This is a genomic window from [Actinomadura] parvosata subsp. kistnae, assembly GCF_900323885.1.
Lineage (GTDB): Bacteria > Actinomycetota > Actinomycetes > Streptosporangiales > Streptosporangiaceae > Nonomuraea > Nonomuraea composti.
The window spans coordinates 40,004-65,527 of the sequence record NZ_OOHJ01000018.1 but is presented as its reverse complement, the minus strand read 5'-3'; the positions used below and the strand labels follow the sequence as shown (position 1 = coordinate 65,527).

General features: G+C 70.2%; 29 protein-coding genes, 2 tRNA genes and 1 riboswitch. Of the genes, 17 read left to right on the top strand and 14 right to left on the bottom strand.

Annotated elements, in window-relative coordinates; genetic code table 11:
• Positions 1 to 83 precede the first annotated feature (83 nt).
• Positions 84 to 680: a response regulator transcription factor gene (locus tag KIS93_RS20555; protein WP_080046122.1), complete on the bottom strand. Its 597-nt coding sequence runs from the start codon at positions 678 to 680 to the stop codon at positions 84 to 86.
• Between the two features lie 153 nt (positions 681 to 833).
• On the opposite strand from KIS93_RS20555, the gene KIS93_RS20550 reads away from it, so the two are divergent.
• The gene (locus KIS93_RS20550) at positions 834 to 2,138 is read left to right on the top strand and encodes a M50 family metallopeptidase (protein ID WP_080046123.1); all 1,305 of its coding nucleotides are present in this window, start codon (positions 834 to 836) and stop codon (positions 2,136 to 2,138) included.
• Here the strand turns inward: KIS93_RS20550 and KIS93_RS20545 are convergent.
• Positions 2,122 to 3,219, bottom strand: a complete 1,098-nt coding sequence (locus KIS93_RS20545) for a sensor histidine kinase (RefSeq protein WP_080046124.1) — start codon at positions 3,217 to 3,219, stop codon at positions 2,122 to 2,124. The two genes, KIS93_RS20550 and KIS93_RS20545, sit on opposite strands and share 17 nt — an antisense overlap.
• Positions 3,216 to 3,869 carry a response regulator transcription factor gene (locus KIS93_RS20540; RefSeq protein ID WP_080047609.1) on the bottom strand — a complete coding sequence of 218 codons (654 nt, stop codon included), beginning with the start codon at positions 3,867 to 3,869 and terminating at the stop codon, positions 3,216 to 3,218. The genes KIS93_RS20545 and KIS93_RS20540 overlap by 4 nt, the downstream gene beginning before the upstream one ends.
• Positions 3,870 to 3,978: 109 nt before the next feature.
• Between KIS93_RS20540 and KIS93_RS20535 the strand changes: the two genes are divergently transcribed.
• The 5 genes from KIS93_RS20535 to KIS93_RS20515 all read left to right on the top strand — a co-directional run bounded on the left by KIS93_RS20535 (position 3,979) and on the right by KIS93_RS20515 (position 8,841).
• On the top strand, positions 3,979 to 4,290 hold the full coding sequence (locus KIS93_RS20535) for a hypothetical protein (protein ID WP_080046125.1): 312 nt from the start codon (positions 3,979 to 3,981) through the stop codon (positions 4,288 to 4,290).
• A gap of 75 nt (positions 4,291 to 4,365) precedes the next feature.
• Positions 4,366 to 5,235 (top strand): ABC transporter ATP-binding protein, encoded by an 870-nt coding sequence (locus KIS93_RS20530; protein ID WP_080046126.1) that lies wholly within the window; start codon positions 4,366 to 4,368, stop codon positions 5,233 to 5,235.
• Entirely contained in the window at positions 5,232 to 6,281 is a 1,050-nt protein-coding gene (locus KIS93_RS20525; protein ID WP_080046127.1) for an ABC transporter permease, read from the top strand. Before KIS93_RS20530 ends, KIS93_RS20525 begins: the two co-directional genes overlap by 4 nt.
• Complete coding sequence (locus KIS93_RS20520) at positions 6,278 to 7,678, top strand: S41 family peptidase (protein ID WP_080046128.1); 1,401 nt, start codon at positions 6,278 to 6,280, stop codon at positions 7,676 to 7,678. The genes KIS93_RS20525 and KIS93_RS20520 overlap by 4 nt, the downstream gene beginning before the upstream one ends.
• Positions 7,679 to 7,695: 17 nt before the next feature.
• The gene (locus KIS93_RS20515) at positions 7,696 to 8,841 is read left to right on the top strand and encodes an alpha/beta hydrolase family protein (protein WP_080046129.1); all 1,146 of its coding nucleotides are present in this window, start codon (positions 7,696 to 7,698) and stop codon (positions 8,839 to 8,841) included.
• On the opposite strand, the gene KIS93_RS20510 is transcribed toward KIS93_RS20515, so the two are convergent.
• From KIS93_RS20510 to KIS93_RS20500, 3 genes are all read right to left on the bottom strand, one after another.
• Complete coding sequence (locus tag KIS93_RS20510; protein WP_080046130.1) at positions 8,838 to 9,794, bottom strand: coiled-coil domain-containing protein; 957 nt, start codon at positions 9,792 to 9,794, stop codon at positions 8,838 to 8,840. The two genes, KIS93_RS20515 and KIS93_RS20510, sit on opposite strands and share 4 nt — an antisense overlap.
• Positions 9,795 to 9,799: 5 nt before the next feature.
• Positions 9,800 to 9,944: riboswitch (cyclic di-AMP (ydaO/yuaA leader) on the bottom strand.
• A gap of 68 nt (positions 9,945 to 10,012) precedes the next feature.
• Positions 10,013 to 11,089: a galactose-1-phosphate uridylyltransferase gene (galT, locus tag KIS93_RS20505; RefSeq protein WP_080046131.1), complete on the bottom strand. Its 1,077-nt coding sequence runs from the start codon at positions 11,087 to 11,089 to the stop codon at positions 10,013 to 10,015.
• Entirely contained in the window at positions 11,086 to 11,865 is a 780-nt protein-coding gene (locus tag KIS93_RS20500; protein ID WP_080046132.1) for a DeoR/GlpR family DNA-binding transcription regulator, read from the bottom strand. Before KIS93_RS20500 ends, galT begins: the two co-directional genes overlap by 4 nt.
• Before the next feature lie 144 nt (positions 11,866 to 12,009).
• Between KIS93_RS20500 and KIS93_RS69010 the strand changes: the two genes are divergently transcribed.
• The gene (locus tag KIS93_RS69010; RefSeq protein ID WP_371252575.1) at positions 12,010 to 12,087 is read left to right on the top strand and encodes a 50S ribosomal protein bL37; all 78 of its coding nucleotides are present in this window, start codon (positions 12,010 to 12,012) and stop codon (positions 12,085 to 12,087) included.
• Positions 12,088 to 12,175: 88 nt separating this feature from the next.
• On the opposite strand, the gene KIS93_RS20495 is transcribed toward KIS93_RS69010, so the two are convergent.
• Together KIS93_RS20495 and KIS93_RS20490 are read right to left on the bottom strand one after the other, a co-directional pair.
• A complete protein-coding gene (locus KIS93_RS20495; protein WP_268966922.1) occupies positions 12,176 to 13,522 on the bottom strand; it encodes a TrpB-like pyridoxal phosphate-dependent enzyme in 1,347 nt (448 codons plus the stop codon).
• Between the two features lie 13 nt (positions 13,523 to 13,535).
• A complete protein-coding gene (locus KIS93_RS20490; RefSeq protein WP_080046134.1) occupies positions 13,536 to 14,162 on the bottom strand; it encodes a nucleoside/nucleotide kinase family protein in 627 nt (208 codons plus the stop codon).
• Positions 14,163 to 14,262: 100 nt separating this feature from the next.
• Between KIS93_RS20490 and KIS93_RS20485 the strand changes: the two genes are divergently transcribed.
• Positions 14,263 to 14,754, top strand: a complete 492-nt coding sequence (locus KIS93_RS20485; protein ID WP_080046135.1) for a DUF5946 family protein — start codon at positions 14,263 to 14,265, stop codon at positions 14,752 to 14,754.
• 18 nt (positions 14,755 to 14,772) lie between these two features.
• Here the strand turns inward: KIS93_RS20485 and KIS93_RS20480 are convergent.
• Positions 14,773 to 14,846: transfer RNA gene (locus tag KIS93_RS20480), tRNA-Gly, on the bottom strand.
• An 89-nt stretch (positions 14,847 to 14,935) separates the two neighbouring features.
• On the opposite strand from KIS93_RS20480, the gene KIS93_RS20475 reads away from it, so the two are divergent.
• A tRNA-Pro gene (locus tag KIS93_RS20475) sits at positions 14,936 to 15,012 on the top strand.
• Between the two features lie 70 nt (positions 15,013 to 15,082).
• On the opposite strand, the gene KIS93_RS20470 is transcribed toward KIS93_RS20475, so the two are convergent.
• Positions 15,083 to 15,895 carry an SMI1/KNR4 family protein gene (locus tag KIS93_RS20470; protein ID WP_155129361.1) on the bottom strand — a complete coding sequence of 271 codons (813 nt, stop codon included), beginning with the start codon at positions 15,893 to 15,895 and terminating at the stop codon, positions 15,083 to 15,085.
• A gap of 95 nt (positions 15,896 to 15,990) precedes the next feature.
• Positions 15,991 to 16,368 (bottom strand): hypothetical protein, encoded by a 378-nt coding sequence (locus KIS93_RS20465; protein WP_080046137.1) that lies wholly within the window; start codon positions 16,366 to 16,368, stop codon positions 15,991 to 15,993.
• Between the two features lie 184 nt (positions 16,369 to 16,552).
• On the opposite strand from KIS93_RS20465, the gene KIS93_RS20460 reads away from it, so the two are divergent.
• Complete coding sequence (locus KIS93_RS20460) at positions 16,553 to 16,951, top strand: hypothetical protein (RefSeq protein ID WP_155129364.1); 399 nt, start codon at positions 16,553 to 16,555, stop codon at positions 16,949 to 16,951.
• A gap of 7 nt (positions 16,952 to 16,958) precedes the next feature.
• Here the strand turns inward: KIS93_RS20460 and KIS93_RS20455 are convergent, their stop codons facing one another.
• Positions 16,959 to 17,369 carry a VOC family protein gene (locus KIS93_RS20455; RefSeq protein ID WP_080046139.1) on the bottom strand — a complete coding sequence of 137 codons (411 nt, stop codon included), beginning with the start codon at positions 17,367 to 17,369 and terminating at the stop codon, positions 16,959 to 16,961.
• A gap of 4 nt (positions 17,370 to 17,373) precedes the next feature.
• Entirely contained in the window at positions 17,374 to 17,817 is a 444-nt protein-coding gene (locus KIS93_RS20450) for a helix-turn-helix transcriptional regulator (protein WP_080046140.1), read from the bottom strand.
• 58 nt (positions 17,818 to 17,875) lie between these two features.
• Here KIS93_RS20450 and KIS93_RS20445 point away from each other — a divergent pair, with 58 nt between their 5' ends.
• Together KIS93_RS20445 and KIS93_RS20440 are read left to right on the top strand one after the other, a co-directional pair.
• Positions 17,876 to 18,592: a hypothetical protein gene (locus KIS93_RS20445; protein WP_080046141.1), complete on the top strand. Its 717-nt coding sequence runs from the start codon at positions 17,876 to 17,878 to the stop codon at positions 18,590 to 18,592.
• Between the two features lie 11 nt (positions 18,593 to 18,603).
• Positions 18,604 to 19,104, top strand: a complete 501-nt coding sequence (locus tag KIS93_RS20440) for a DinB family protein (RefSeq protein ID WP_230465885.1) — start codon at positions 18,604 to 18,606, stop codon at positions 19,102 to 19,104.
• Positions 19,105 to 19,139: 35 nt separating this feature from the next.
• Here the strand turns inward: KIS93_RS20440 and KIS93_RS20435 are convergent, their stop codons facing one another.
• Entirely contained in the window at positions 19,140 to 19,616 is a 477-nt protein-coding gene (locus KIS93_RS20435; protein ID WP_080046142.1) for an ATP-binding protein, read from the bottom strand.
• Between the two features lie 233 nt (positions 19,617 to 19,849).
• Between KIS93_RS20435 and KIS93_RS20430 the strand changes: the two genes are divergently transcribed.
• The 5 genes from KIS93_RS20430 to clpX all read left to right on the top strand — a co-directional run bounded on the left by KIS93_RS20430 (position 19,850) and on the right by clpX (position 25,459).
• The gene (locus tag KIS93_RS20430) at positions 19,850 to 20,716 is read left to right on the top strand and encodes a helix-turn-helix domain-containing protein (RefSeq protein ID WP_080046143.1); all 867 of its coding nucleotides are present in this window, start codon (positions 19,850 to 19,852) and stop codon (positions 20,714 to 20,716) included.
• Between the two features lie 166 nt (positions 20,717 to 20,882).
• A complete protein-coding gene (tig, locus tag KIS93_RS20425) occupies positions 20,883 to 22,292 on the top strand; it encodes a trigger factor (protein WP_080046144.1) in 1,410 nt (469 codons plus the stop codon).
• A gap of 431 nt (positions 22,293 to 22,723) precedes the next feature.
• Complete coding sequence (locus KIS93_RS20420; RefSeq protein ID WP_080046145.1) at positions 22,724 to 23,356, top strand: ClpP family protease; 633 nt, start codon at positions 22,724 to 22,726, stop codon at positions 23,354 to 23,356.
• An 11-nt stretch (positions 23,357 to 23,367) separates the two neighbouring features.
• Positions 23,368 to 23,991: an ATP-dependent Clp protease proteolytic subunit gene (locus KIS93_RS20415; protein ID WP_080046146.1), complete on the top strand. Its 624-nt coding sequence runs from the start codon at positions 23,368 to 23,370 to the stop codon at positions 23,989 to 23,991.
• Positions 23,992 to 24,175: 184 nt separating this feature from the next.
• Positions 24,176 to 25,459 carry an ATP-dependent Clp protease ATP-binding subunit ClpX gene (gene clpX, locus KIS93_RS20410; RefSeq protein ID WP_080046147.1) on the top strand — a complete coding sequence of 428 codons (1,284 nt, stop codon included), beginning with the start codon at positions 24,176 to 24,178 and terminating at the stop codon, positions 25,457 to 25,459.
• Positions 25,460 to 25,524: the final 65 nt, after the last annotated feature.

Sequence of the window (25,524 nt, the reverse complement as noted above, 5' to 3'; positions counted from 1 at the left end):
GTGCTGCCATTCTCTAGGTGTTCGGGCCCCGGCGGAGCGGCGCGGCTCCACCGGGTCCCGTCAACCGCCCGTATCAGACCGGCTCACAACCAGCCGCAGTCGCTGGCGATGCGCACGGCGTCGAGCCGGTTACGCGCCCCGGTCTTGCACATGATGCGCGACAGGTGGTTGCGCACGGTGCCGACCGACAGGAACAGCTCGTCGGCGATCTCCGTCGAGCGGGCCCCGCCCGCCGCGATGCGCAGCACGTCCAGCTCCCGCCTGGTCAGCGGGTTGGACGCGCTCTGCAGCGCGGCCACGGCCAGCTCCGCCTCGATGGCCTGCCGGCCGGCGGCCACCTGGCGCACCCCTTCGGCCAGCCGCTCGGGCGGCACGCACAAGCTCATGAACCCGAGTGCCGGCCCCGACAGCGCCGCGCGCACCTGCCCGGGGTTGGGCGCGGCCGACAGGATCAGCACCCGGCACCGCGGCACCTGCTCGGCCAGGTCGCGCAGGATCGGCGGCCCGGGCAGGTCGAGGTCCACCACGGCCACGTCGGCTTCCGACGACAGCGCCGCGCGCACCACCTCCTCCGCGCGGCCGGCCTCGGCGACCACCCGCAGGTCGGGCTCGGCCCCGAGGGTGGCCAGCAAACCCCGGCGCACCAGCGGCAAATGCTCAGCGATCAGTATGCGGATCAAGACGTCCCCCTCCGTCGTCTCCCAGAGTGATCGCGCGACCGCACGCTGTCAATGCCGGGAAAAGCAGTACGCCATGACGCGTGGGGAGTTCGACTACTCTGGGGCTGTCGGTCCTTTCGTCTGTCCTTGTCGTCTGCCGGGGAGCGCGCCTAGATGAACTGGCTCTACGTCGTGGGGATCATCCTCTTTCTCCTCGGCCTGATGGTCTCCATCGCGCTGCACGAGATCGGGCACCTGGTGCCGGCCAAGATCTTCGGTGTCAAGGTGACCCAGTACATGGTGGGCTTCGGCTCGACGGCGTGGTCCCGGCGCAAGGGCGAGACCGAGTACGGCATCAAGTGGATCCCGTTCGGCGGCTACATCCGCATGATCGGCATGCTGCCGCCGCGCCCGGGCGACGAGCCGGGCAAGCTGCGCAGCACGGCGACCGGCCCGTGGCAGGGCCTGATCGAGTCGGCCCGCGACGCCGCCCAGGAGGAGGTGCGGCCGGGCGACGAAGACCGCGTCTTCTACCGCAAGAAGTGGTGGCAGAAGGTCATCATCATGTCGGGCGGCCCCGCGATGAACTTCGTGCTCGCCTTCATCTTCTTCACCATCCTGCTGGTCGGCATCGGCCTGCCCACCTGGGCGCCGATCGTCTCGCCCGACACCAACACGTGCGTGATCCCGATCTCCGAGCAGCGCACGCAGTGCAAGGCGACCGACAAGCCGACCCCGGCCGCGCAGGCGGGCATGAAGCCGGGCGACCGCATGGTGAGCTTCAACGGCGAGCGGATCGGCTCGTGGGAGGACGCCACCCGGCTCATCCGCTCCCACGGCCCCGGCCCGGTGAAGGTCGGCATCGTGCGTGACGGCAAGCCCATGACCCTGAACGTCACGCTCATCGCCCAAGACCGCCCCAACCTGGAGAACCCCGAGAAGATCGACAAGAACGTCGGCTTCCTCGGCGTGCTGCCCACCGAGGTCATGGAGCAGCAGAGCATCGGCCAGGTCATCGGCTACATGGGCGAGCTGACCGGCCGGGTGGCGGGCTCGCTGATCAACCTGCCGGAGAAGATGGTCGGCGTCTGGCACGCGGCCTTCTCCGGCGAGGAGCGCGACCCCGAGGGGCCGGTCGGCGTGGTCGGCGCGGGCCGCATGGGCGGCGAGATCCTCGCCTCCGACCTGTCCACGGAGAAGAAGGTCGCCATCTTCGTCAACCTACTGGCGGGCTTCAACCTGGCGATCGGCATGTTCAACCTCATCCCGCTGCTCCCGCTCGACGGCGGGCACATCGCGGGCGGCCTGTGGGAGGGCATCAAGCGGGGCTTCGCCCGGATCATGCGGCGGCCCGAGCCCGCTTACGTGGACATCGCGAAGGTGCTGCCGCTGACGTACGCGATCGCGATCGTCATGATGATCATGGCGGGGCTGCTCGTCTACGCCGACCTCGTCAACCCGCTCACGCTGACGAACTGAGCGCCTGGCCCACCGTGACGGTGACGTCGAGCCCGCCGTCCGGCAGCGGCGTGACGTCCAGCGTGCCGTCGTGGGCCTCGACGATGGCGGCCACGATCGACAGGCCCAGCCCGAGCCCGTCACGGCCGGCCCTCCTGCCGCCCTCCAGGCGCTGGAACGGCTGCGTGAGCAGGTGGGCCTGCTCGGGCGGGATCACCGGGCCGCTGTTGGCGACCCGCAGGACGGCGCGGCCGGCGCGGGTGGCCGTCTCCACCTCGATCCGGCCGCCGGGCACGTTGTACCGGACGGCGTTGTCGATCAGGTTCGTGACCAGGCGCTCCAGCAACGCCCGGTCACCCGAGGCAGGCGCGGGGCCGAGACGAAGGTCGGTCTCCAGGTCGATACCCGGGTGCGGGTCGAGGGCCTCGGCGGCGATCTCGGCCAGGTCGAGCGGCTGCCGCTGGTCGAGGCCCTGCTGGCTGCGGGCCAGCACGAGCAGCGCCTCGATGAGCCGTTCCTGGTGCTTGCCCGCCGCCACCACCCGCTCCAGCACGCCCCGCAACGCCTGGGCGTCGGCGTCCGGGTCGGCGAGCGCGACCTCGGCCATGGCCCGCTGCAACGTCAGCGGCGTCCGCAGCTCGTGTGAGGCGTTGGCGACGAACCGGCGCTGCGCGGTGAAGGCCGCCTCCAGCCGGTCCAGCAGTGCGTCGAACGTGTCGGCCAGCCCCTTCAGCTCGTCGTCGGGCCCTGTGGCGGCCAACCGCCGGTCCAGCCGGTCGGCCGTGATGCGCCGTACGGTGGCGGTCATCTCGCCGAGCGGGCGCAGCACGCGCCCCGCCGTCACCCAGCCCAGCACCGCCGCCGCGCCCGCCATGACGGCCAGCGCGATCAGCGAGTTGACCAGCAGCCTGCTCAGGGTGTCGGGCCGCGGCGGCTGGGGCTCGGGCACGGACAGCCCGCCGAGAGGGTCGGGGGCGGCCGGAGGGGCGGGGAAGGGGGAGTACCTGACCAGGAGGTAGATGAGCACCACCAGGACGACGCCGGCCATCAGGAACAGCCCGCCGTAGAGCGCGGTCAGGCGCAGCCGGACGGTCCGCCTCATATCCGGTACCCGGCCTGCGGGACGGTCTCGATGAGCGGCGGGTCGCCGAGCTTGCGGCGTAACCGGCTGACCGTCACCTTCACGGTCTGCGTGAACGGGTCGGCGAACTCGTCCCAGCAGCGCTCCAGGAGCTGCTCGGCGGAGACCACCGCGCCCTGCGCGGCCAGCAGCAGCTCCAGCACGGCGAACTCCTTGGGGCTCAGCGGCAGCCGGTGCCCGTTCCGGGTGGCGATCCGCGTGGCGGGGTCCAGCCGCAGGTCACCGCGGACGAGGACGGTGGGCAGGGCCTGCTGCGCCCGCCTGGCCAGCGCCCGGATCCGCGCGACCAGCTCGGCGAAGGCGAACGGCTTGGGCAGGTAGTCGTCGGCGCCGGCGCCGAGCCCGGCGACCCTGTCGTCGATCGTCCCGGCGGCGGTCAGCATCAGCATCCGCGCCGGGTGCCCGGAGGCGGCCAGCGACCGGCACACCTCGTCGCCGTGCAGGCCGGGCAGGTCCCGGTCGAGCACGATGACGTCGTAGTGGTGGACCGAGGCGCGTTCGAGCGCGCCGGGCCCGTCCAGCACGACGTCCACGGCCATGCCCTCGCGGCGCAGGCCCGCGGCGACGGTCAGGGCCAGCTCCTCGTGGTCCTCGACCACCAACACCCTCATGATCCCCAGGATGCCCGCCACCGGGGTTACAGCGGGGTAACCATCTCCGTCACCGCCGTGTAACCGGGCTCCGGCTTGCCTGATCCCCACAGCAACCACACCCGGAGGCATGATGATCAGAAAGCTGCTCCTGGCCGGTGTCGCCCTCGCCGCGGGCCTGACCTCGCTGCCCGGCGCCGACGACGGCAGGGCGTTCACCGCGTGCATGCGCTCGCACGGCCTGCCCGGCTTCCCCGAGGTCACGCTCTCGGAGGACGGGCCGATCAACCTGCGGATCGACGGCGAGCCCGTGGACGTCCTGTCCGAGAAGTACGGGGCGGCGGTGCGGGCGTGCGAGCCGCTGCTGCCCGCCCGCTTCCGGCTGCCGGCCGCTCCGAAGGCGCCAGCCGCTCCCAAGGCGCCGCCGGCCCCGTCCTTCTGACGCCTCTTTACCCACTCCATACAACTGTGTTCCTAAAGTGCTAGGACACTAGTTAAATGGAGAAAGGGGGCGGATATGTCCGCCGTCTTAGAAGCTCACGGGCTCGGCAAGAGGTACGGCAGGCGCTGGGCCCTGCGTGACTGCACCATCGACATCCCCGAGGGCCACGTCGCCGGCCTCGTGGGCCCCAACGGCGCGGGCAAGACCACGCTGCTGAAGCTGGCCACCGGCCTGCTGGAGCCCACGACCGGCGGCATCGACGTCCTGGGCGGCCGGCCCGCCGCCGGCCCCGCGCAGCTGGCCAGGGTCGGCTTCGTCGCCCAGGACACCCCCGTCTACGCGGCCCTGACCGTCGCCGAGCACCTGCGGCTCGGCGCCCGACTCAACCCGGGCTGGGACGCCGCGCTGGCGCGGGACCGCATCGCCGCGCTCGGCCTCGACCCCGGCCAGCGCGCCGGCCGGCTGTCGGGCGGGCAACGCGCCCAGCTCGCGCTCACGCTCGGTCTGGCCAAGCGGCCCGACCTGCTCATCCTGGACGAACCGGTCGCCTCGCTCGACCCGCTGGCCCGCCGCGAGTTCCTGCAAGGGCTGATGGAGGCCACCGCCGAGCACCGGCTCAGCGTGGTGCTCTCCTCCCACCTGGTCTCCGACCTCGAACGCACCTGCGACTACCTGATCGTGCTCGTCGAGTCGCGCGTCCAGGTCATCGGGCGCACAGAAGAGCTGCTGGCCGGCCACCACCGCCTCACCGGCCCGCGCCACGACCCCGCCGCCCCGCTCCTCGACGGGCAGGTCGTCTCCGCCCGGCACACCGAGCGGCAGAGCACCTTCGTCGTCCACGGCGACCTGCCCGGCCTCGGCCCCGCCTGGACCGCGAGCCCGCTCGGCCTGGAGGACCTCGTCCTGGCCTACATGGACCACTCCCGCCTGGAGGCGCAGCGATGATCTGGCTGACCTGGCGGCAGTTCCGCGGCGCCGCCGTGATGACGGCGACCCTGCTCGTGCTGCTCGCCGCCGTGCTGCTCACGACCGGCTCGCGGCTGGCGAACGACTACGCGACCGGCATCGCCTCCTGCACGCGGGGCGAGGAGTGCGTGGGCTTCTACGACCGCTTCTTCGGCGAGTACGAGCTGCCGTTCCTGGCGAGCACGCTCGTGGTGCTGATCCTGCCCGCCCTCGTGGGGCTCTTCTGGGGAGCGCCGCTGATCACCCGCGAGCTGGAGGCGGGCACGCACCTGCTGGTGTGGAACCAGAGCATCACCAGGACCCGCTGGCTGGCGATCAAGCTCGGGTTCACGGGCCTGGTCGCCACGGCCGCCGCCGGGGTGAGCGGCCTGGCCGTCACCTGGTGGTCGGGGCCGCTGGACCAGTCGGCGCCGGAGGGGTTCGCGCTGATGGACCCGCTGGTGTTCGGCGCGCGCGGGATCGCCCCCCTGGGGTACGCGGCCTTCGCCTTCGCGCTCGGCGTCACCGTGGGCATGCTGGTGCGCCGCACCCTGCCCGCGATGGCCCTCACCCTGGCCCTCTTCGCGGCCGTCCAGGTCGCCGTGCCGCTGCTGGTCAGGCCGCACCTGCTGCCTCCGGTCACGGCCTCCTTCGAGATCGGCAAGGGGAACGTGGACGGGCTGAGCATGAGCCGCGACGGCGTCTTCTCGGTGATCCTGACGTCGGCGATCCCCGGGCACACGGGCTCGTGGGTCCTGTCCAGCGCGCTCGTCGACTCGTCGGGGCGGACGGTCGCGCCCGCCGGCGAGCACGCGCCCATCCCGGTCTCCACCACGTCGGGGCCCTGCGCGCTGTCGGGTGCCGGGCCGCAGGGCGGGGAGGCGTGCATGGTGGAGATCAACCGGCTCGGCTACCGGCAGCGGGCGACGTACCAGCCGCTGGAGCGTTTCTGGCCGCTGCAGTGGATCGAGACCGGCATCTACGCGCTGCTCACCCTCGCCCTGACGTGGTTGTCCTTCTGGTGGATCAGGAGGCGCCCGTCATGAGGGCGAGGACGGTGGCGGCCGGGCTCGCCCTGCTCCTGGCGGCGGCCTGCTCGCCGCCCGCCCCGCCGCGCGGCCAGGCGGGCAGCGCGGCCGGTACGGCCTGCGCACGGCCCCAGACGGCCCCCGGAGCGGAGACGCCGACCACGATCGACGTCGTCGAGCAGGCGTACTTCTGCATCCTCACCCACTACTACGGCGCCGCCACGCTCGACGCCCGCGCGTTGCTGACGGCCGGGTTCGCCGCCCTGACGCGGGAGCTCAACCGTGACGGGCGCGACCTGCCGGACGCCGTCATGCCGGCGCTGACCGGCGACAGGAAGGCCGACTGGGCCGCGTTCGAGACCGTCTACCGCAAGCTCGCCGACCAGGTGCCCGGCCTGCGCGACAAGCTGGCCGTGGTCACCCTCGAAGCGATGGTGGCCGCCCTCGACGACAACCACGCGCGCTGGGCGCACGACGTCGAGCGGCCCCCCGACTACTACGACGGCGACGGTTACGGCCTGGGGCTGGAGGCGAGCGCCGACGGCCCGGAGAGCCCGGCCCTGCCGCCGCTGTTCGTCACCGCCGTGCAAGGCGGCGCGGCCCGGGCCGCCGGGGTGCGGCCCGGTGACGTCATCGAGTCGGTCAACGGCTCGGCGCCCTTCATCGACGGGACGGCCGTCGCCCCCGCGATCACCGCCCTGCAGCCCCAGTATCCGGAGGCCCGCCCGGTGCGGCTGCGGCTGCTGCGGGAGAGCACCGGCCGCCGCTGGACCGTGACCCTCCGACCGGGCCTCTACCAGCGGGATCTCGCCGCCTTGCAGGTGGTCCGGTCGAGGCTGGAGGGCGACGTCGCCTACGTGCGGGTGCGCGGGTTCGGGCCGGACGCGGCGAAGCGGGCGCTCGACGCGATCGCCCGGCTGCGCAGGGGCCGGACGCTCACCGGTGTCGTGCTGGACCTGCGCGGCAACGGCGGCGGCAACCCCACTGAGGCGGTCCGGCTGCTGAGCGCGTTCGTCCACGGCAAGGTCACGGGCTACCAGTGCGCGGCGGACGGCACCTGCGAGTCCTTCCGCACCGACGACACCGTGGAGCTGGTGAACCTGCCGCTGGCCGTGCTCATCGACGGCGGCTGCGCCTCGGCGTGCGAGCACGTCGGCTCCGCCGTCAAGGGTCTGCGGATCGGCACCCTGGTCGGCACCAGGACGGCGGGGGTGATCTCCGGGCCGGCGGAGCCGTACCTGCTCGGCAACAACACCGTGCTGAGCTTCCCCGCCCGCCACCACCTCGGCCCCGCCCGCGAGGTGGTCGACAGGATCGGCGTGCCGCCCGACCACTACGTGCCCCTGACCTCGCGGGACGCCGCCGCCGGGCGCGACCCCGCGCTGCGGCGGGCCCTGACCCTGCTGCGCAAGTGAGAGGAACCGATCGCCCCATGAGACCGATCGCGGTGGCGCTCGCCGGCCTGGCCGTCCTCGCCGCCTCCGCCTGTACGGCGCCCGCCCCGCCCAGGGCCGCCGCCGTGTCACCCCCGCCGTCCGGCCCCGCCACCCTGCCCGCGCCCACCGGCCCGCACCCCGTCGGCACCACCGTCCTGCACCTCAAGGACGCCTCCCGTCCCGATCCCTGGAACCTCGACGCCAAGGTCAGAGAGCTGAAGGTGACCCTCTGGTACCCGACCGAGCAGCGGGACGGGCCGCCGGCGCCGTACATGACGGCCGAGGAGTCCGAGCTGCTCCTGAAGGGCGGCAGGATCGCGAGCGCGCCGTACGACACGCTGAGCAGGACGCGGACGAACGCCGTGGTGGACGCCGCGCCCGCTGGGCGGAAGCTTCCCCTGGTGGTGCTCTCGCCGGGGTTCACCAAGCCGGTCAGCACCCTCACCTCACTGGCCGAGGACCTGGCCAGCCGGGGATACGTCGTGGCCGGGATCGACCATCCGTACGAGAGCTACGCCACGACTTTGGAAGACGGCACGATCGCCGAGTGCCTGGCCTGCGACAGTGACGCGGACCCCGGGTTCGGCGCGGTCGTCTCCGCCGGGCGGGCGGCGGACGTCTCGTTCGTGCTCGATCAGTTGCCGTCGAAGTGGGCCGGCTCGAAGGTGATCGACCGCTCCAGGATCGCGATGGCCGGCCAGTCGATCGGCGGGGCCGCCGCGGTGGCGGCCATGGTGAAGGACGCGCGGATCCGCGCCGGGATCGACATGGACGGCAGCACGTACGCGAGGATCCCGAAGAGCGGCTTCACCAGGCCGTTCCTGTTCCTCGGCGCGCCGGAGCACGTCCCCGGCGGCCGGGACCCGTCGTGGGAGCGCGACTGGGATCTGCTGGCCGGGTGGAAGCGGTGGATCGTGGTGAAGGGGGCGGACCACCAGGCGTTCACCGACGGGCCGCTGCTGGCCGGCGCGCTCGGCCTCACGCCCGCGTACGGCGCCCTGACCGGGCCGCGCGCGGCCGAGCTGACCCGCACGTACGTGGCGGCCTTTCTCGACCTGCACCTCAAGGCACAGCGACGGCCCGTGCTGGACGAGCCGTCGCCGCGTCACCCGGAGGTCAAGATCGTGCGGGCCGGGGGCTAGTTCATCGAGATGTGCACGTGGTCGTAGTGGTTCTCGGTGATGCTGCCCCGGTCGGACATCGCCCGCCAGCCGGAGCCCTGGTTGATGCGCTGCTTCCAGATCACGTACTTGACGCCCAGCTTGTCCTTGTTCTGCAGCGCCCAGGCGGCGATGCGGTCGCCGAGCGCCTGGTTCGCGGCGGTCGGCATCGAGCCGCCCGAGCTCATCATGAAGTCGCAGGCCCGCCCGAGCGGGTGCTCGCCGCTGGAGCCCGAACGGAAGCAGCCGACCGCGAACGGCAGCGCGAAGTTCTTCTCCACCTGGGCCTTCATCAGCCGCGTGCGGGAGGTGATGTTGTCGGAGCCCGAGGGCAGCTCGGGGGCCCAGGAGCCGTCGGAGTTGCGGCCCGTGCCGAAGGGGACGAGGTCCTCCAGCTTGTCCTTGATGTCGTCGATGACGTCCTCGGCCTCGTCGCGCTGCTTGTCGACCTCGGCGGCGTCCGCCTTGATCTTGTCCGTCAGGGCGGCGGCCTCCTCGCTGGCCTTCTTCTTGTCGTCGCGGGCCTTGGCGACGGTGGCGACGAGGGCCTGCTGCTCGGCGGTGAGCTGTTCGAGCAGGGCGGCGGTGTCGGCGTCCGTGGGGAGCAGGAAGCCGGGCAGCGCGGAGGGGTCGCCGTTCTGGTAGCGCAGGCGGGCGATGTCGGCGACGCGCTGCTCGGCCTCGGTCAGCGTCCGCTCGGCGGCGGCGGCCCTGGCCGCGGCGGCCTTGGCGGCGTCCTCGGCCTTGGCCAGCTCGACGCGCTTGAGGTTGTACTTCTCGATGAGCTTGTCGACCTTGCTGTTGAGCTGCTTGAGCTGGGCGCGGAGCTCGGCTTCGGTCGGTTTGGGCGCCGCCGACACGGGGGCCGCCGAGAAGGCGACGGCGGTGGCGGTGATGAGTCCGATGGCAAGAATCGCGGGGGACGAAGCCGCCACGTGGATGTTCCTCTCCCTCTGCCGGCCGGGTTAGCTGACGGGTTCGGGCAAGGGAGGTGCGATTCCCTACCGCCGTAGCGGATTCACCCCAGGTGCGGTTTGGGTCCCCGGCTCCCGGGCGAGGCGCCCGGGATTAGGCGTGCTACGGCCGTTACGGCCGGTGCATATGGGGATATTAGTGGTAGATCACGAGTCATGCGACCTTAACTAGAAATCTATTAGTGATCTATCTGTGATCGAATCAGCCGCGCCGCCTCCTCCGGCAGCACGTCGTTCACGAACGCCCCCATCGCCGACTCCGAGCCCGCCAGGTACTTGAGCTTGTTCGCCGCCCGCCTGATGCTGAACAGCTCCAGATGCAGGTAGCCCAGCTCCCTGTCGACCCGCACCGGCGCCTGGTGCCAGGCCGCGATGTACGGCATCACCACGCCGAACAACCCGTCGAACGCTCGCAGCACCGAGGTGTAGAGCGGCGCGAACGCCGCCCGCTCCGCCTCCGTCAGCGCCGCCAGGTCCGGCACCTGCCGGTGCGGATACACGTGCACCTCGAACGGCCAGCGCGCGGCGGCCGGCACGAACGCCGTCCACAGCTCGTTGGCGGCCACCACCCGCACCCCGGCCTCCCGCTCGGCGGCCAGCACGTCGGCGAACAGGTTCCCCTTCGTGTACCGCCGCGCGGCGCCGAGCTGCAGCTTCGTCCTGGGCGTGACGTACGGGTAGGCGTAGATCTGCCCGTGCGGATGTGCGAGCGTGATGCCGATCTCCGCCCCCCGGTTCTCGAAGCAGAACACCTGCTCCACGCCCTCGATCTGGGACAGCTCTGCCGTGCGGTCGGCCCACGCCTCCATGACCAGCTCCACCTGGGAGTCGGACAGCTGGGAGAAGGAGGAGTCGTGGTCGGAGGTGAAGCACACCACCTCGCACCGGCCCACCGCCGGACGGACCTCGCTCAGCCCGCCCGGGTCCTCATAAGTGCCGAAATTAGTGGAGAAGGACGGGAAACGGTTCTCGAACACCACCACGTCGTAGTCATAGGACGGGATCTCCGACGAGCGCGTCTCCGACGACGGGCACAGCGGGCACTCGGCCGTGCCGCCGGTCGGCAGGAACGTACGCGTCTGCCGGTGCCCGGCGATCGCGATCCACTCCTCCGTCAGCGGGTCGTAACGCAGCTCCGAGGCCACCGGGCGCGGCTCCAGGGCCCGCCGGTCGATCGCGCTCCGGTCGGCGTCGTCACGCCGGTCGAAGTAGATCAGCTCCCGGCCGTCGGCCAGATGGGTGATGGTGCGCTTCAAGAGGAGGCCTCCGCGATGATCAGTTCGCCGGCCCGTTCGGCCAGCTCGGTGCGTGCGTCCTGCGGCAGCCCCGCGTCGCTGATGACCACGTCGGCCTCGCTCAGCTCGGCGATGGTGCTGATGCCGACGGTGTTCCACTTCGTGTGGTCGGCCGGGACGACCAGCCGGGTCGCGGCCGCCACCAGCTCCCTGTCGGTCTCGGACTCCAGCAGGTTGGGCGTGGTGAACCCGGCGCGCACGCTCATGCCGTGCACGCCCAGGAAGAGCGTGTCCACGTGCAGGCGGCGGATCGCGGCCACGGCGACCGGGCCCACCAGGGCGTCGGACGGCGTGCGTACGCCGCCGGTCAGCACGACCGTGCGGTCGGCGCGCGGGTTGCGGTGGAAGACGTCGGCGACCGGGATCGAATTGGTGATCACGGTCAGCTCGGGCACGCCGATCAGGTGACGGGCCAGCGCCCACGTGGTGGTGCCCGCCGACAGCGCCACGGCCGTGCCGGGGCGGACGAGCGTGGCCGCGTGCCGCGCGATGGCCTCCTTCTCCGGCTGCTGGCGGGCGGACTTGGCGGTGAAGCCCGGCTCCTCCGTGGAGCCCGGGCCGAGCGCGGTCGCGCCGCCGTGCACCTTCTCCAGCAGCCCGCGCTCGGCCAGCACCTCGAGGTCGCGGCGGATGGTCATGTCGGAGACGCCGAGCTCGCGGACGAGATCGGCCACCCGGACGCCGCCGTTGCTGCGCACGCGTTCGAGAATCGCCTGCTGACGCTGCTGTGCGAGCACGCCCGCTCCTTCCAACAGATTCCACCAAATTATGACACGGAATTGTTGGGGAATGTTAGTTACGGCGGAACGCTTGCGCTGGTCAGCGCGGCGGGAGACGGTGAGGGCTCACCGATCAGCCGCAGGCACACCGGAGGCGAGCTCATGGCCAGGCGCGCACGCAAGGGCAAGGCACGCAAGAAGAAGAAGGCCAACCACGGCAAGCGCCCCACAGCACGATGACGCCGTCGGGTGGCCGCCCGCCCGCGAGCGGCCACCCTCGCACTCAGGACGACGGGTCGCCCGAAGCCCGAGCGATCACCCCGCGAGATCAGGACGGCAACTCGGAGAGCGCCTGCTGAATGCGCTCCCGAGGCAGCGTGTAGTCCTCCAGCTCACCCGCCAGATACCGCTCATAAGCACCCAGATCGAAATGACCATGACCGCACAACGCGGTCAGGATCACCTTCTCCTCGCCGCTCTCCTTACAACGCAGCGCCTCGGCGATCGTCTCCGCCAGCGCGTGCGTCGGCTCCGGCGCCGGCAGGATGCCCTCCGTCCGCGCGAAGCGGACACCGGCCTCGAAGCACTCGTTCTGGCTGCGGGTGACCGCCTCGAACAGGCCCAGCTCGTACATGTGCGACAGCAGCGGCGACATGCCGTGATAACGCAGCCCGCCCGCGTGGATCGGGTCCGGCACGAACGAGTGCCCCAGCGTGTGCATCTTCAGCAGCGGCGTGAACCCGGCCGTGTCACCGAAGTCGTAGGCGTACGTGCCGCCCGTGAACGACGGGCAGGCCGCCGGCTCCACCGCCCGGAACACCGTCCGCGAGCGCCCCGCCAGCTTCTCGCGCAGGAACGGGAAGGCCAGGCCGGCGAAGTTCGAGCCGCCGCCGGTGCAGCCGATGACCACGTCGGGCGGCTCAGGGAGCTGGGCCAGCGCCTCCTCGCCGATCACCGTCTGGTGCAGCAGCACGTGGTTGAGCACCGAGCCGAGCGCGTACCTGGCGTCGGACGTCGCCGCCGCCACCTCCACCGCCTCGCTGATCGCGATGCCCAGGCTGCCGGGCGAGCCGGGATCCGCCGCCAGCACCTTGCCGCCCGCGCTCGTCACCGGTGACGGGCTCGCGTGCACCGTCGCGCCGTACACGCGCATGAGGGCGTGACGGTACGGCTTCTGATCGTAGGACGCGCGTACCATCCAGATCCGGCACTCCAGGCCGAACTGCGCGCACGCGAACGCCAGCGCCGAACCCCACTGGCCCGCGCCCGTCTCGGTCGTCAGCAACCGCACGCCCTCGCGCGCGTTGTAGTACGCCTGCGGCACCGCCGTGTTCGGCTTGTGCGAGCCGGCGGGGGAGCCGCCCTCGTACTTGTAGTAGATCCTGGCCGGGGTGCCCAGCGACCGCTCCAGCCGGCGCGCCCGGATCAGCGGCGTCGGCCGCCACAGCCGGTAGACGTCCAGCACCTCCTCCGGGATCAGGACGTACCGCTCGCCGCTGACCTCCTGCCCGATGAGCTCCATGGGGAACAGCGGCGCCAGGTCGTCGGGCCCCACGGGCCGCCGCGTGGCCGGATGCAGCGGCGGAGGGGGCGGTGCGGGAAGGTCGGGGACGATGTTGTACCAGTGGCTGGGCATCATCGCTTCAGTCTGCGCCGCCCGCGCCCCGCTGACCACTCGTTCCCGATGGTCAGCGGAGCAGGACGGCCGGCCGGTCCGGATGGTCGGCCCGCACCACGACGTCGGCCGCCTCCTGGGGCCGCGCCTCCCGCTCGTACCGCCCGTAGGCGGGCAGCGTCCACCGCTCACCCTCGGGCGTCCCCCGCTCCAGCGCCCCCGGCGACAGCCACACGTGCACGCTCACGTCGAACGCCAGCCCCCGCCCCAGCAGCAACGCCCCGTCCACCAGCACCACCCCGCCAGGCGCCAGCTCCGTGTACGGCATCCGGTACGCCCGATCGATCCCGCTGTCCCACAACGCCGGCAGCACCCGCCCCGACCCGCCCGGCTCCAGCGGATCCAGCACCTCCCTGCGCAACGCCTTGACGTCGAGCCAGTCGTCGTAGAAGGCGTCGGGATCGGTCCTGCCGTACTCCAGCCGCAGCGAGGCGGGCCGCAGGAAGTCGCCCGCCGACACCCGCACCACGGGCCGGCCCCGCAACCGCAGGGGCGCGACCAGCTCGTCCGCCAGCGCCCCCGGCCGCGCGGGCGGCGCCCCGTCCACCGCCACCCGCACCCACGCACGTGCGGGACGGGCGGCGACCAGCTCGGCCAGCTCCTCGACGAGAGCCTCACGGGAGATCGGTCGCACACGCATCGATCACAGCTTACGAGCGCACGGAAGGCTCCGATCCCGGCTCGGGAGCGCCCGAAATGCCTTGGACGCCCGCACCACCACGTCGCTAGGGTGACCCGCCATGGCTGCTCATTGCGACTGCGGCGCGCCGGCGGGACCGCTCGGCGAGTGCGCCGACTACTACAACACGATCCTCGCCGAGGAACAGCTCGACCCCGACATGTACAAGTGGCACGCCGTCGTGGTCTGCGTGTACCTCCTCCAGCACCCGTCACGCGGCCACGAGAAGTACCTCGACAGCCAGTACCGCTGGCTGCAGTTCTACCTCGACCAGGGCATCGACGCCGTACAACGCCTCCGTGACCACCAGGTGGCCCGCAACAACCACCGCTCCCGCGCCGCCTACGACATGAGCCCCCTGGACCCGTACCTCCCGCTGCCCGCCGGCGGCCCTCCCGCCCGCTTCCGCACCGGCTTCTGCGACCTCCCGTACGGCGAGGGCGGCTTCATCCTCGACGGCCACGAGACATACGGACACCGCATGAAAGCTCTCGCCGAGGCCACCCTGGACGCCTGGAAAAACCTCGGGCCAGGCTCCCCATCACGGGGATGACCTGGCCCTCGGCCCTGCTGGAGCGGACGACGGGAATCGAACCCGCGTAGCTAGTTTGGAAGACTAGGGCTCTACCATTGAGCTACGTCCGCGCGAACCGGTCGAACTCTGGTCTAGACTTCATCCGGTCGTCAGGGCGTAAGCGTACCGGAGTCCCGGAGCGCATGCGCACTCGGCGAGACGGGGCGTGGCGCAGCTTGGCAGCGCGCTTGCTTTGGGAGCAAGAAGTCGCAGGTTCAAATCCTGTCGCCCCGACCAGCTGGATGGCCACTTCCGACACGGAGGTGGCCATCTGAGTGACTAGCTGAGTGACCAAGCCCTAAGAGGGTCAGCTCCAGTCGAACCAGACACGGGGAAGGCGCTTGCGAGCATCCTCCAGCGCCTCGGGCGTCCGTGCGCGGATATTGATGTCCGCGACACTGCCTGGGCGGTGCCACCAGCCCCGGTCAGCACCTGGTGGCAACTCTCCGCCGTACATGTAAGGACTGAGGCACACCAACAGGTCGTCGCCTGCATACCACCGGCTCCCTGGCACACACGGTGATGAATCACTGGGATACGAGGGGAAGGGGAGCGGCCGGAACATCTGGTCCACCAGAGAAACCTCGTCTCGGCGGAGTTCGCCCCAAATGCCCAGGTGGCAGTCGGTGCCGTAGGTGTTGTAGAACGACTCGGTCAGGACCAGTTCGATGCAGTCCATGGAAAGCCGTTCCATCCATGCGACCCCATGGACGGAGTGACCCTCGCAACTGCACGGGGGGAGATGGACCACGGGTGGGTCGTCCAGATGGAGATCGGCGAGTCGGACTCCGCACGCCCAGGCGCCCTGGTTCTCCACGTGATACGAGAGCAAGTTCCAGGGCGGGGAGACGCTGAGCCTGTCCAGTGGCTGCAGCCGATGCATGGTGCCGCACAGGTCCTCCCGAAGCCCGAAGAGGGCGTACGCCTCTCTCAAAGCGGTAGGAAGGCGGAGGCCAAGGCGTTCCTCCGCGGCGGCGAGCTCGGAGCCGTCATAGCCGTCGCCGTCCCGGATCGGGGCCGACGACCACGCGGCGGCGAAGCCCCGGATGAACTCCCACGCACTCCTCCGGCCGAGGACTCCGGTCGCGAGCGCCGAATGAAGATCGAACTTCTTTGGCATCCAAGCATGGTAGGCGGCCGGGAACCCCATGGCCGCCTCCGATCATTTTCCACACCTGGCCAGGAGACGGTGGAAGGAAGGCCGGCTCGCGGGCGTCAGGACAGCGCCAGGCCCACAAGGAACGGCGCCGGGATGAGTACGGCGGCGCCGAGCCACCAGGACAGGCGCAGGCCGTGCCTGAGCGGGAGGACGACGTCGATCACCACCACCGCTGCCAACCCGAACAGGCCGGTCACCGCCAGGGCGAGCATGACGATCGGGGCGTGGTCCAGGGTGTGGTAGCCGCAATTCGCCAGGTCGGGTTCGGCGAGGTCCGCGACGCTTCTGCAGTCCATCGGCAGGTACTCGGTCACGAGCCACCACGTCAGGTAGAGCGGCACGATCGCGGGGATGCCGAGCCCGAGGTTCGCCGCGACAGGCAGCCAGAGTCCCGCCTTGCGGCCGGCAGAGGCTTCGGTCCCGTGCGTGCGCATCCCGCCGCCTTTCGGTCGGTCTGATGGTCCTTAACGTGCCACATGGCGGCGACCGGGCCTGCCCCGCGCGGCGGTGAGGCCGAGCAGAATGGAGATCGGCTGACGAGCGCGCGTGGAGGATGGCATGGTCCTGATGGAGGCGGCCCCGGAGGGTTTAGCGAAGCGGCGGAGCAGGTGGCCGTTCGTGCTGTGTCTGGTGATCCTCGCCGCCCTCGTGGCGGTCAAGGTCCCGCAATGGGTCAACGACGGGAAGCTGGCCGGGCTGGAGGAGCGGGTGAGCAGGCTGGAGCTCCCGCCCGGCACGGAGCGTGACGGCAGCGCGGCCGTGCAGGGCTCGGTAGGTCTCCAGGAGGGCAACGGCAACCATTGCGACTTCCTGGTCCGCATGACCGTGCGGACGAGGCTGCCCGATGCCGAGATCGCGGCCTACTACGCGTCCGCGAAGGTCGAGGGGGTCGCGGGCGCCGAGCTGTCCGGCAGGGCGTACGTCAGCCCGTACGGGTACCGGGACGGGTTCAAGAGCGTCGTCGTGGAGTTCTTCGACTGGGGCCAGGACCCGGGGCTCGACCTGCGTTGCCACTGATGCTGCGTCAGGTGAGCTGGTTGATGCGCACCATGTTGCCCGCCGGGTCGCGGAAGGCGCAGTCGCGCACCCCGTACGGCTGGTCGAGGGGCTCCTGCACGACCTCGGCCCCGCCGGCACGCAGCCGTTCGAACGTGTCCTCCAGGTCGGAGGCGCCGAGGACGATGCTGGCGTAGGTGCCCTTGGCCATCAGCTCGGCGATCGTGCGGCGCTCGGCGTCGGTGATGGCGGGGTCGGCGCCCGGCGGGTAGAGGACGATCGAGGTCTGCGGCTGGTCGGGCGGGCCGACGGTGATCCAGCGCATGCCGCCGTAGCCGACGTCGTTGCGTACCTCGAAGCCGAGCGCGTCGCGGTAGAAGGCGAGCGACTTGTCCGGGTCGTCCGCGGGCAGGAACGTGTGGTGAATGATGACGCTCATAGGCTCACGATAGGCGGGCGTCGGCGGGCAGTGTCTCCTGGTGCCTGCTGGGCCGCATGATCTGCTTGGCGACGCAGCTGGGGATGCCGGCGCCGTCGCGGGCGGCCAGGCGGCGGTAGGTGCTGGGGGACATGCCGACCAGCTCGGAGAAGCGGGTGCTGAAGGTGCCGAGGGACGAGCAGCCGACGGCGAAGCACACCTCGGTGACGGACATGTCGCCGCGCCGCAGGAGCGTCATGGCGCGTTCGATGCGGCGGGTCATGAGGTAGCTGTAGGGCGATTCGCCGTAGGCGGCGCGGAAGAGCCGGCTCAGGTGCCCCGCGGAGAGGTGCACGCCGCGCGCGAGCGCCTCCACGTCCAGCGGCTGCGCGTAGTCGCGGTCGATCCTGTCGCGCACGCGGCGCAACAGGGTGAGCTCGCGTAGGCGCTGGTCAGGTTGGGTGGCCATGCCTTACAGCCTGCCCTGGGAAGCGCGCCGCTGTCCATCCGGGGGGCATCCTGTACGGATGGATCTGTTCGCCGACGACCCCGTGGCCGCTCCGCTCACGTACCCGGGCCGGATCCCGCCCGGCTCGGGGGTCCTGATGGACGACGCGTACGTGCCGCGGGAGTGGCGGGCGGGCGGGGCGGCGATCGCCGCCCTGCTGGCGTCGGCGGGTCAGGCGCCGCTGGACGCCCGCCACCGCGTGGTCGCGGTCGGCTCGAACGCCGCTCCCAGTCAGCTCCGCAGGAAGTTCCGCGATCATGGGGTACGCGCGGTCGTCCCGATGACGCTCGCCGAGGTGCCGGGGGTCGCGCCCGGCGTGTCCGCGCACGTGAGCAGGTGGGGCTACGTGCCGGCCGCGCCGATCGAGACGCCGGGCGAGGCGTCGAGGCTGTTCGTGCTCTGGCTCGACGAGCGCCAGCTCGCCGCCCTCGACCTCACCGAGCCCAACTACCGCAGGCGCCCGCTGACCAGCGCGGTCACGCTGGAGGACGGCACGCCTCTTCCGCCGCCCTTCGTGTACGAGGGCCGGCACGGCTGCGTCGCGGCGCCGGGGGACGGCCGGCCGCGCCGCCTGACGTCCCAGCCGGAGCTCATCCGCTCTCTTCTGGACGGCTCCGCCGCGCTGCGCCGCCTGTGCGGGAGCACGCCGGAGGAGTTCGTGGCGAACGTCAGGGACGACACCGTACGGGAGGCGGCGTACCTGCTGCTGCAACGGGAGCGGACCGGCGGGGGATAGGGTCGGGGCTCGTGACGGACACGAGAACCCCTCCGCCTTTCGACGGCGACGAGCGGACGATGCTGAACAACTGGCTCGAATGGCACCGCGGCACCCTGGCGGTGAAGTGCGACGGGCTGTCGGAGGAGCAGCTGCGCGAGCGCTCCGCGCCGCCGTCGACGATGTCGCTGCTGGGCCTGGTCCGGCACATGGCGCACGTGGAGCGGTCGTGGTTCCGCAAGGTGCTCAACGGCGAGGACCTGCCGAAGCTGTGGGACAAGGACCGCGACAACGACGCCGACTTCAACGAGGTGGACACCGCTTCGGCGAAGGAGGCGTTCGACACGTGGGAGGAGGAGATGAGGCTGGCCCGCGCGATCTCGGCGGCCAAGCCGCTGGACGCGGTGGGCGACCGTAACGGGCAGGACTGCACGCACCGGTGGATCCTCGTCCACATGATCGAGGAGTACGCCCGCCACAACGGTCACGCCGACCTGCTGCGCGAGCGCATCGACGGCGTGACGGGCGAGTAAAGGGAGGCGGCTGGTCGTCGGCCAAAGGGAGGCGGCTAGTCGTCGGCGCGGAACAGCGCCCAGACGGCCTTGCCGCCGCGGGCCAGCGGGTCCCAGCCCCAGCACTGGCTGTAGGTCTCGACGATGTAGAGCCCGCGCCCGTTCTCGGAGATGAAGTCGGGCTCCTTGGGGCGCGGCACCTCGTCGCTGGGGTCGGCCACGGCGAGCAGCACGTGGGGTGCGACCCGCATCAGCAGCAGCTCGATCTCCCTGCGGCCCGCCGCGTACATCGCGTACCTGACCGCGTTCGTGACCAGCTCGGAGACCACCAGAGCGGCGTCGTCGCTGAGGTCGTGCAGCCCCCAGCCGCGCAGTGTCCTGCGGGTGACGTCCCTGGCGGTCTTCACCGAGTCGGCCTGGAAGGGCAAGGGGCACGAGGTCGTGTACGGCTTGCCACCCGTCAGGAGGTGGTCGAAGCCCACCTCGCGGGTGATCTGCAGGCAATCGGCAGTGGCCAGAGGGTCTCCCACCATGCCGCCGATACCTCCCCGTTCAGCCTTGGTTAGTGCATGTTTGGCCCAATATGCACTAAGCCATCATGGGTCACGAACGCGGCACCTGCAAGACCCAAATGCACGTGCAGCTGCAATGTGCAGCAGCAAGCGACGTTTTGGGGATAAATCTCCGAATCCGGACACGAGGTTGAGACCTTGTCATACCCGGCAATGTGGTGTCACTGTGTGTGCGGACCTTGATAGGAGGCAAAGTGACGCAGAACCAGCCGGGTTCCGGGCCGACGGCGCTGCGCATCCTCCTGGGCTCCCAGCTGCGCAAGCTCAGGGAAGCGAAGAACGTCACTCGTGAGGAGGCCGGCCACCTCATCAGGGGGTCGGAGTCCAAGATCAGCCGGATGGAACTCGGCCGAGTGGGGTTCAAGGAACGGGACGTGGCGGACCTGCTGACCCTTTACGGGGTCGTGGATCAGCAGGCTCGCTCCGCCGTACTCGACCTGGTCGCCACCGCCAACGAGCCGGGCTGGTGGCACCGGTTCAACGATGTCCTGCCCACGTGGTTCCAGGCGTACGTCGGCCTTGAGGAGGCCGCCGCCAGGATCAGGACCTACGAGGTCCAGTTCGTGCCAGGACTCCTGCAGACCAAGGAGTACGCAAGGGCCGTGGTGACCGCCGGAGCGGCGGGCATCGGGGCGGAGGAGATCGCCCGCAGGGTGGATCTCCGGCTGGAGCGCCAGCGGATGTTCGACAGGCCTGACGGGCCGGTCTTCTGGGCCGTGATCGACGAGGCCGCGCTCAGGCGGCCCATCGGCGGGGCCGAGGTGATGAGGGCGCAGATCGAGCACCTCATCGACCTGATGCGCCAGCCGAACATCACGATCCAGATCATGCCGTTCAGCTTCGGCGGGCACAGCGCGGAGGGCGGGGCGTTCAGCATCCTGCGCTTCCCCGACAGCGACCTGCCCGACGTCGTGTACGTGGAGCAGCTCGCCAGCGCGCTCTACCTGGACAAGCGTGAGGACGTGGACCGATACACCGAGGTGATGGAGCGGCTGTGCGCCGTGAGCACGACCCCGGATGAGACGATCGAGCTGCTGAGGACGATCGCGGAGGAGTTCTGACCGCGGCGGCGTCGTGGTTGGGTGTGCATCTGCCCTAGACTGGCCATCGGCGTTGGATGCCGCCGTTGCGGAGCATGCCCAACACCGCTCATGTGGGCGCGGCGCGCGAGCCGTACCGATTGGACGCGCCCGCGATCACTCGTAGCTTGATCAAGGAGACCATTCCGTGAAGACCGCTGTCGAGGAGCTCAGCCCGACCCGGGTCAAGCTCACTGTCGAGGTGCCGTTCGACGAGCTGCGCCCGAGCATGGATGCGGCGTACAAGAAGGTCGCGCAGCAGGTGCGCGTCCCCGGGTTCCGGCCTGGCAAGGTTCCGGCCCGCATCATCGAACAGCGCTTCGGCCGGGCGGTAGTGCTGGAGGAGACCCTCAACGACGCGGTGCCCAAGCTTTACGGCCAGGCCGTCGACGAGGCGGACGTCTTCCCCGTCAGCCAGCCTGACATCGAGGTCACGAAGATCGACGACGGTGAGCAGATCGAGTTCACCGCCGAGGTCGACATCCGCCCCAACTTCGAGGTCCCCGACTACCAGGGCATCGAGGTCACGGTCGACTCCGCCGAGGTCTCCGACGAAGACGTGAACGCGCAGCTCGACGCGCTGCGTCAGCGTTTCGCCACGCTCACCGGCGTGGAGCGCGCCGCGGCCAAGGGCGACTTCGTCGTGATGGACCTGCGCGCCGAGATCGACGGCAAGAACATCGAGGAGCAGCAGGCCAACGAGGTGTCCTACGAGGTGGGCGCCGGCTCCGTGCTGCAGGGCCTCGACGACGCCCTCGAGGGCATGTCCGCGGGCGAGGAGAAGCGCTTCAAGACCGAGCTGGTCGGTGGCGAGAACGCCGGCGAGGAAGCCGACGTCATCATCAACGTCAAGTCGGTCAAGGAGAAGGTGCTGCCCGAGCTCGACGACGAGTTCGCGCAGCTCGCCAGCGAGTTCGACACGCTCGACGAGCTGAAGAACAGCATCCGCGAGCAGGCCCGCCGCAACAAGCTCATCGACCAGGTCGTCCAGGCCCGCGAGAAGGCCCTCGACGCGCTGCTCGAGAAGATCGACATCCCGCTGCCCGACAGTGCGCTCAAGGCCGAGGTCGACGCCCGCAAGCACAACCTCGACCACCAGGTGGCCGAGAGCGGCCTCAGCCGTGACGCCTTCTTCCGCCTCTACCAGACGACGGAGGAGGAGCGCTTCGAGGAGTTCGAGAAGAACTCCGCCCGCGCGATCAAGGTCGGCTTCGTGCTCGACAAGATCGTCAAGGCCGAGGAGCTGGGCGTCTCCGAGCAGGAGCTGACCAACTTCGTGGTCCGCCGCGCCATGGAGATGGGCGTGCAGCCCAACGAGCTGGCCAAGCACCTCGCCGACAACGACCAGCTCACGCTGGCCATGGTCGAGATCGTGCGCGACAAGGCCAAGTCCGTCCTGGGCGACGCCGCCAAGGTCGTCGACACCGACGGCAACGAGGTCGACCTCAAGGCCATCTACACCGAGATCAACGGTGAGCCGGTCGCCGAGGACGAGGCTGCCGCCGAGGGCGACGCCGGCTCCGAGGCCAAGCCTGCCGAGGACAAGGCCGAGGCCTGACGCCACAGGAGTGACGGGAGCCCCTGGACCTGACGGTCCGGGGGCTTCCGCTTTTGGTGGCGGACCGGAAATATGCCGTCCTCGGGAGGGAATTGTGGCCCGCCCGCGACGTCCCGGGGCTCCGGGGCGCTCAGAGGCCCGCTGCCGCTCCCGCAGCCGCCCGGCGCCCTCGTGCGGGAGCCGCGCGCACGCGGCACCCCGAGGCGCCCTCTGAGGGCTCTCCGAGGGGGGTACGGGAAGCCGCCCGGCAGACGCCCCGCGAGCGGGAACCCGGACGAAAGCCGCATGAAGCCGCGAAGGGCCACAGGAGGCGGCCTCCCCGAACCTGCGCCGTCAGCGAACAGTCCGGGGGACCGGGCATGACCTGTGGGCGGCGCGCGTTAAGGTCACAAGCAAAGCCAATCGATTACGACGCATCGGAAGGTGACGCTGTGACCAGCCCGCCGACCTTCTATCAGCCTGAGTCTCGAGGCCGTGAGAACGGCTCCGCCTTCCGGCTTGAGGACCAGCTTTACCAGCGCCTGCTCCGCGAGCGCATCATCGTGCTCGGGCAGGAGGTCAACGACGAGATCGCCAACCGCATCTGCGCGGAGCTGCTCCTGCTCGCGGCCGACGACCCCGAGCGCGACATCACGCTCTACATCAACTCGCCGGGTGGCTCGGTGAGTGCGGGCATGGCGATTTACGACATGATGGAATACGTGCCTAACGACGTCTCCACCGTGGTGATGGGCATGGCCGCCTCCATGGGGCAGTTCCTGCTCACCGCGGGGGCGCGGGGCAAGCGTTACGCTCTGCCGCACGCCCGGGTGATGATGCACCAGCCGTCGGGTGGCATCGGTGGCACCGCCGCCGACATCGCCATCCAGGCCGAGCAGATGCTCTACGTGAAGAAGACGCTGGCCGAGCGCATCGCCTTCCACACGGGGCAGCCGCTCGACCAGATCGAGGCCGACTCCGACCGTGACCGCTGGTTCACGGCCGAGGAGGCCAAGGACTACGGCTTCATCGACCACGTGGTGCGCAGCGCGCGTCAGGTGCCCTCCGCGGGCCCGGTTTCCTAGGGGGAGCTGACATGAACATTCAGAGCCGTTACGTTCTCCCCTCCTTCGTCGAGCGCACGTCTTACGGCGTGAAGGAGATGAACCCGTACAACAAGCTCTTCGAGGACCGGATCATCTTCCTCGGGGTGCAGATCGACGACGCGTCGGCCAACGACGTGATGGCCCAGCTGCTCACGCTGGAGTCGCTCGACCCCGACCGTGACATCAGCATCTACATCAACTCGCCGGGTGGCTCCTTCACGGCCATGACGGCGATCTACGACACGATGCAGTTCGTCCGGCCGGAGATCCAGACCGTCTGCCTCGGCCAGGCCGCGTCCGCCGCGGCCGTGCTGCTGGCCGGCGGCACCCCGGGCAAGCGGTTCGCGCTGCCCAACGCCCGGGTGCTGATCCACCAGCCGTCCACCGAGGGCGGCGGCCAGGGCAGCGACATCGAGATCCAGGCCCGCGAGATCCTCCGCATGCGCACGCTGCTGGAGGACATCGTGGCCCGGCACACGGGCAAGTCCTCCGCCGAAGTCCGCAAGGACATCGAACGCGACAAAATTCTCAACGCGGACGAGGCGAAGGCGTATGGTCTGATCGACGACATCATCCCGTCCAGGAAGAAGCGAGCCCAGGCCGTGGCTTCCTAGACGAGACGTGACGCACCGGAGCGCTGCCCAATAGGGCACGTTCCGGTGCGACTCGCCGCTAGGGGGCTCACTGAGGGCCCAGAAGACGGTAACGTCGAAACCTGAGCGGTTCGGCCTAGTCCGGAGGATGTCCGGAGACACTGCTCTCGGGAGCAGGGCGGTCCCACGCAAAGGAGTATCTGGGGTGGCACGCATCGGCGACGGGGGAGACCTGCTGAAGTGCTCTTTCTGTGGAAAGAGCCAGAAGCAAGTCAAGAAGCTCATTGCCGGTCCAGGCGTCTACATCTGCGATGAGTGCATCGATCTCTGCAACGAGATCATCGAGGAGGAGCTCACGGAGTCCTCCGAGCTCAAGTGGGACAACCTGCCCAAGCCGAGAGAGATCTACGAGTTCCTCGACGCCTACGTCATCGGTCAGGACAAGGCGAAGAAGGCCCTCTCGGTGGCGGTGTACAACCACTACAAGCGGGTGCAGTCGGGCGACCGGGGCAGAGACGACGTTCTCGAGCTGGCCAAGAGCAACATCTTGCTGCTCGGGCCCACCGGGTCGGGCAAGACGCTGCTGGCGCAGACCCTGGCGAAGATGCTCAACGTACCCTTCGCCATCGCCGACGCCACGGCGCTGACCGAGGCCGGCTACGTCGGCGAGGATGTCGAGAACATCCTGCTCAAGCTCATTCAGGCGGCCGACTACGACGTCAAGAAGGCCGAGACCGGCATCATCTACATCGACGAGGTCGACAAGATCGCCCGCAAGAGCGAAAACCCGTCGATCACGCGCGACGTCTCCGGTGAGGGCGTGCAGCAGGCGCTGCTGAAGATCCTGGAGGGCACCACCGCCTCGGTTCCTCCGCAGGGCGGCCGCAAGCACCCGCACCAGGAGTTCATCCAGATCGACACCACCAACGTGCTGTTCATCTGCGGTGGCGCGTTCGCCGGTCTGGAAAAGATCATCGAGTCGCGCATCGGCAAGAAGGGCATCGGCTTCAACGCCATCATCCGGTCGAAGGAAGAGATCGACACCGCCGACATCTTCGGCGACGTCATGCCCGAAGACCTGCTGAAGTTCGGCATGATCCCCGAGTTCGTGGGCCGGCTCCCGGTCATCACCTCGGTGCACAACCTCGACCGCGAGGCGCTCATCCAGATCCTCACCGAGCCACGCAACGCGCTGGTCAAGCAGTACCGCAAGCTGCTCGAGCTCGACGGCGTGGAGCTGGAGTTCACCGACGGCGCCCTGGAGGCCATCGCCGACCAGGCGATCCTGCGCGGCACCGGCGCCCGCGGCCTGCGCGCGATCCTGGAGGAGGTGCTGCAGTCCGTCATGTACGAAGTGCCCTCCAGGCAAGACGTCGCCCGCGTGGTCATCACCCGCGAGTCGGTGCTGGAGCACGCGATCCCGACGCTCGTCCCGCGCGACCAGCTCGCCGCCAAGCAGCAGCACACGCCGCAGGAGAAGTCGGCCTGAGCAGGCTTTGATCGCAACCGGACGCCCCGTGGTGGAAACCATGGGGCGTTCCGCTTGCCCGCCTC